The sequence below is a fragment of the Clostridium guangxiense genome (assembly GCF_021043395.1).
In the GTDB taxonomy this organism is placed as follows: Bacteria; Bacillota; Clostridia; order Clostridiales; family Clostridiaceae; genus Clostridium_S; species Clostridium_S guangxiense.
This window is the reverse complement of the sequence record NZ_JAJNKE010000079.1, coordinates 1-4,828: the sequence shown is the minus strand read 5'-3', so window position 1 is coordinate 4,828 and position 4,828 is coordinate 1. Positions and strand designations below refer to the sequence as shown.

Genomic DNA, 4,828 nt, shown 5'->3' with positions numbered 1-4,828 from the left:
ACCCTTCACCTTTCGCATAGCGAAAACCTTAGTCTTTTAACAAACGAAGTGAGTTAAAACCCTTCACTATAGTGCTCAACAAATTCCAGTTTGTAAGGATAAATTTGGCATTGGTAATTTAAATATTTCAGCTTGTTTATCTATAAACAAGTTACAATAACGGAGGTAATCAATATGATATTTAAATCTGAAATTTTTGATAAGCTTCAATTTCTTTTTGAAACTTATAAATTCAATGATCATAATCTTCACTGTATTATACACTTTGATGGTAACATTAATAAAATAGCTTTAAAAAAAGCTTTAGCTATGACCTTAGACGTCGTCCCTATACTAAGCAGTAAATACGTAGAAAATATCAAAGAACCACGCTGGGAGAAAGTAGATAGTTCAAGTTTCAAAGATATACTAACTTTTACAAACACTAAAAGTGAATTTGATACATTTATGACATCAAGAACTAATGAAGCCACTGGACCTCAAGTAAAAGCTTGTCTACTTAGTTCAACCAAAGATTCCTTGTGCATACTTATGAACCATATGATATGCGATGCTGCTGGCTTCAAAGATTACCTCTATTTACTGTGCAGCTTATATTCAAATTTATTAAAAAATTCTGACTACACAATAAATTACCTTCTTAATGGGAATAGAAGTATAAATGTTGTAAATAAGCAATTTAACTTTAAAGATAAATTTAAAGCTCTTATGTTTCAAGGAAAAGAAAGTAATGGTTTTATTAATTTGAACTTTCCAATGAGTACTGCAAAAGAAGTTCAACCATTTATATTAACACATGAAATTCCACAAGATAGATTTTTATCTATTAAAAAATACTGTAAGAATCGCAAGGTTACAATTAATGATGTAACTCTTACTGCCTTCTACAGAGCACTTTATAAAATTCTAAATAAAAATAGACTCAGTATATCAGTAGCTGTAGATATGCGTAAGTATTTAAAAAACAAAAATATCAATGCGCTTACCAATCTTAGCGCCACAGTTATTAGCAATCTAACTCTTGAACCTAATGATACCTTTGATGATACCACAAAAAAGGTTAACGATGACATGAATTTAAAAAAGAAAAATTTTATTGGACTAAATGCCTTCGTTAAAATTTCACTGCTCTTTAAATTATTTAACTACAAGCATGTTAAAAAGTTACTTAAAAATGGTTTTAAAAACCCACAAATAGGCATGACCAATATTGGAATTCTAGATTCTAAAAAGCTTTGTTTTAAAGGCACACAAATAATTAATGCTTATACGTTCGGTTCAATGAAATACAAACCCTACTTTCAGCTGGCCTTGACAAGTTATAATAATATTATGACCTTCACTGTAAACTTATACGGTAATTCAAAGGACAAAGAAAATATAGAAAACTTCTTTATTTTATTGGATAGTGAACTTCCAAAATAAAAAAACAGGAGATATTATTTATGAGAAAAAAATATATTGATTGGTTAAGGATTATTTGTATACTTTATTTACTTCCCTTCCACACTGCTAGAATTTTTGATGCTAATGAAGCAAATTATATTCAAGGAAAGTCAAATGCATTTTGTACTACACTAATAAATTCTTCTTTATGGTTTATGCCACTTATGTTCTTACTAGCTGGAATGTCTTGTTACTTTTCGCTAAAAAAGCGCTCCAATAAAGACTATTTAAAAGAGCGCTTTTTGCGTTTGTTTATTCCCCTTATTTTCGGAATAATTATTTTTCTACCACCAGAAGGATACTTTGCATATAAATTTCACTCTAGCAGCACTTTAAGCTTTATAGCCTATTTAAGAAAATTTTTCTTGGGCTTTTCTGATTTAACAGGATACCACGGAAGCTTTACCCCTGGAGCCTTATGGTTTATTTTGTACTTATTTATTATTTCTTTAATTACTTTACCAATTATGAAAAAACTTTCAACACATAATATTAGATTATTTAAAGCACCATTTAAAATACTACTTATATGTATTCCAATTACTGTAGCTTCAGCATTGCCAAGTATAACTGGCAAAAACATATTTGTATATGGAATTTATGTGATTTTAGGTTTTCTAATGGCTTCAGATGATAGTATTCTAGGCATTCTTGAAAATCATAAAAACTTCTACCTTATATGCTCAATTGCTGGATATATAATAATTTTCATTGAAATAAATTCAATAGGCTGGCAGCAAGGTTTTAGCCTTCTTGGAATAATTTTTTCTTTAATATATTACTTTACTATATGGGCTTCACTACTTACATTTATAGGTTATGGTAAACGATACTTAAACTTTGAGCCAAGCTTTCTTTCATATCTTTCCCATGCATCCTTCACAATATATATAGTTCATCAAACCTATATTGTTATATTTGCATATTTCATTTTAAAGCTAACAAAGACTTTTATTCTTCAATATATTGTAATTATATTCCTTGCACTTACATCTAGTTTAATAACCTATGAGGTATTAAAAAGATTTAAAGTATTTAGATTTATGTTCGGAATCAAGTCATAGATGTATTTAAACTATAGGAACCCAAACTTCAATATTACTTTGATTATGCTCATCCATTTCTTCACCATATCGTATAAAGTCAAATTTGGCGTTTTCATTAAATTGACAACTGGATTCCGGGAACCATTCCTTATAAATATAATCCATGACTGGCTCAAGTGAATCTTCAGATTTACCTTTATACGTAAACACTACATATTTTCCTGCTGGCAATGTTATTGTGCTCATGCTTGGCGAAATTTCTTCGGACTTTGAAACTTCAACTGCTGCATAATACTTAAATGCTGGAACACTGTCCTCAAATGTAAAATTCTTTGAATAATCATTAAGAGCAACCGTATAATCCATACATACTCTATTTTTTATTTTATTTTTTTCCTTGTGAAGCTTGCCCCATAATTGAGGTATTATCTGAAAACCTTCCTTTGTATTACCCATAAACCCAACAATACAAATTTCCTGTTTTTCAATAATTTTAATATCCATAATTCTATCCCCTTTTAGTTTTTTAAAGTTTCCTTTCATATCAAACTTCAACTGAATTGGATGAAATTCATGATTTTTTCTAAATTTCTGTGGCGTCATTTTATAAAGTTCCTTAAAAGCTGTGGTAAATGCTTGCTGAGAATCATAACCACATTCCAGCGCAATTTCTAAAATAGAATCATTTGAAGCGAGCAGCCTTTTTGCAGCTTCAGTAAGTTTACGCCTTTTTACATATTGATGAACTGAAAAACCAATTAGATTTGTAAACATTCGATGCAAATGATATTTTGAATCCCCCGCAGCACTTGAAATTTCATCAAGACTAATTTCTTTATTTATATGTTCTTCAATAAAATCAATCACAAATATAATTGTCTTTATATTGCTTTCCACCTTACTCCCCCCTCTTTTCTCCTATATTATCACTTGTAAATTAATAAATCTTCATATTTCTTGCTGTCTTAATTTTATATAAAGGAATATTTTTTAGATAATCCATTATAATATCATTGTTCCTATAAAGCTTCTCACCTAAAATTCCGTAGGCACTAAAATTTTTTCCTTGCACTACCGTGGGAGCGAAGTAACAATGCTGAAGGAGCGATTTAAAAAAGTCCTAATAAATCTTGGTAAAAAATCACAAAATACTTAGATATTTCAATTGTCTGAGTATCTTTTCAGCGAGTTATTGAAATATCTTAGGATTTTGTGATTTTTTTACCTTAGATTTATAGGACTTTTTTAACGCGACGAAGCATTGTTACTTCACCTTTTTACTTTTGTGCTAGTAATTCATCAATTAATTCTTTAACTTCATCTTCACATTGACCACAAGCAGTACCAACTTGAGTAGCTTCTTGCACCTCATCATATGTTGTAGCTCCATTCTCCACAGCCTTCATTATGTCTTCAACCTTAAGATCAAAACATCCACATATTATTTCGTCCTTATCTCTCATTTTAATTCCTCCTTTTAATTACTTGACCCTATAAACTACCGAAATTTATATGCACTAAAATTCATAAAAGTAACATTTTCATGCAGTTTATCTTTAGGGTAATAAATTTATCTAGCATTAATTAGTTTCACCCATTTATTGCTTTAATATGTAGGGTATATAAATTATTATAAAAATTTTAATTATTTAATTAGTTAAGGTTTTATAGTATTATTATTTTAAATACATTGTTTGGAGGTTATACGATGATTGATTTATTAAAGACAAGAAGAAGCATTAGAAAATACAAGGATAAAGAAATTGAAAAAGAAAAAATTGATACGCTTTTAAAAGCAGCTCTTTTATCACCATCCTCTAAAGGAAGAAGACCATGGGAATTTATAGCTGTCACAGATAAAAATTTACTTGAAGGTCTCTCTCAAAGTAGAGAATTTGGAAGTCAATTTTTAAAAGGCGCTCCTCTTGCAATAGTTGTTCTCGCTGATAAAAATATTGACGTTTGGGTGGAAGATGCCTCCATCGCAGCAACTATACTTCATTTAACTGCACACTCAATGGGTCTTGGCTCTTGCTGGGTTCAAGTTCATGAAAGAATGCATACTGAAACTGAAACAACTTCCGATTACATAAAAAAACTTTTAGATATACCTGAAAAATACAACGTTGAATGCATGGTATCAATAGGCTATCCTGATGAAGAGAAAAAGCCCTATGAAGATAAGGATTTACTTTATGATAAGCTCCACTTTAATAAATTTTAAAAGTATAGTGAATAATTATTATTTTGTACGCAATTTAGAAATATTGCGAAGTAATACTGCTTTGCAACATTAAAAAAATTCTATAAATCTAAGGTAAAAAAATCATAAAATC

5 protein-coding genes are annotated in these 4,828 nt (G+C 29.5%); 3 read left to right on the top strand and 2 right to left on the bottom strand.

Annotated elements, in window-relative coordinates; all coding sequences use genetic code 11:
* The first annotated feature begins 174 nt into the window (after positions 1-174).
* Together LQK79_RS20575 and LQK79_RS20570 are read left to right on the top strand one after the other, a co-directional pair.
* Positions 175-1,425 (top strand): siderophore synthetase, encoded by a 1,251-nt coding sequence (locus LQK79_RS20575; RefSeq protein ID WP_231017754.1) that lies wholly within the window; start codon positions 175-177, stop codon positions 1,423-1,425.
* Positions 1,426-1,445: 20 nt separating this feature from the next.
* Entirely contained in the window at positions 1,446-2,510 is a 1,065-nt protein-coding gene (locus tag LQK79_RS20570) for an acyltransferase family protein (RefSeq protein ID WP_231017752.1), read from the top strand.
* Positions 2,511-2,516: 6 nt separating this feature from the next.
* On the opposite strand, the gene LQK79_RS21145 is transcribed toward LQK79_RS20570, so the two are convergent.
* Positions 2,517-3,389, bottom strand: coding sequence for an AraC family transcriptional regulator (locus LQK79_RS21145; RefSeq protein WP_231017750.1), 873 nt, complete (start codon positions 3,387-3,389; stop codon positions 2,517-2,519).
* Between the two features lie 380 nt (positions 3,390-3,769).
* Positions 3,770-3,955: a (2Fe-2S)-binding protein gene (locus LQK79_RS20560; RefSeq protein ID WP_053243540.1), complete on the bottom strand. Its 186-nt coding sequence runs from the start codon at positions 3,953-3,955 to the stop codon at positions 3,770-3,772.
* Positions 3,956-4,200: 245 nt separating this feature from the next.
* On the opposite strand from LQK79_RS20560, the gene LQK79_RS20555 reads away from it, so the two are divergent.
* The gene (locus LQK79_RS20555; RefSeq protein WP_231017748.1) at positions 4,201-4,716 is read left to right on the top strand and encodes a nitroreductase family protein; all 516 of its coding nucleotides are present in this window, start codon (positions 4,201-4,203) and stop codon (positions 4,714-4,716) included.
* The last annotated feature ends 112 nt before the right edge of the window (positions 4,717-4,828 follow it).

Coding starts and splice junctions, on each gene's coding strand:
- LQK79_RS20555 (WP_231017748.1), top strand. CDS start 4,201: ATGATTGATTTATTAAAGACAAGAAGAAGCATTAGAAAATACAAGGAT.
- LQK79_RS20575 (WP_231017754.1), top strand. CDS start 175: ATGATATTTAAATCTGAAATTTTTGATAAGCTTCAATTTCTTTTTGAA.
- LQK79_RS20570 (WP_231017752.1), top strand. CDS start 1,446: ATGAGAAAAAAATATATTGATTGGTTAAGGATTATTTGTATACTTTAT.
- LQK79_RS20560 (WP_053243540.1), bottom strand. CDS start 3,955: ATGAGAGATAAGGACGAAATAATATGTGGATGTTTTGATCTTAAGGTT.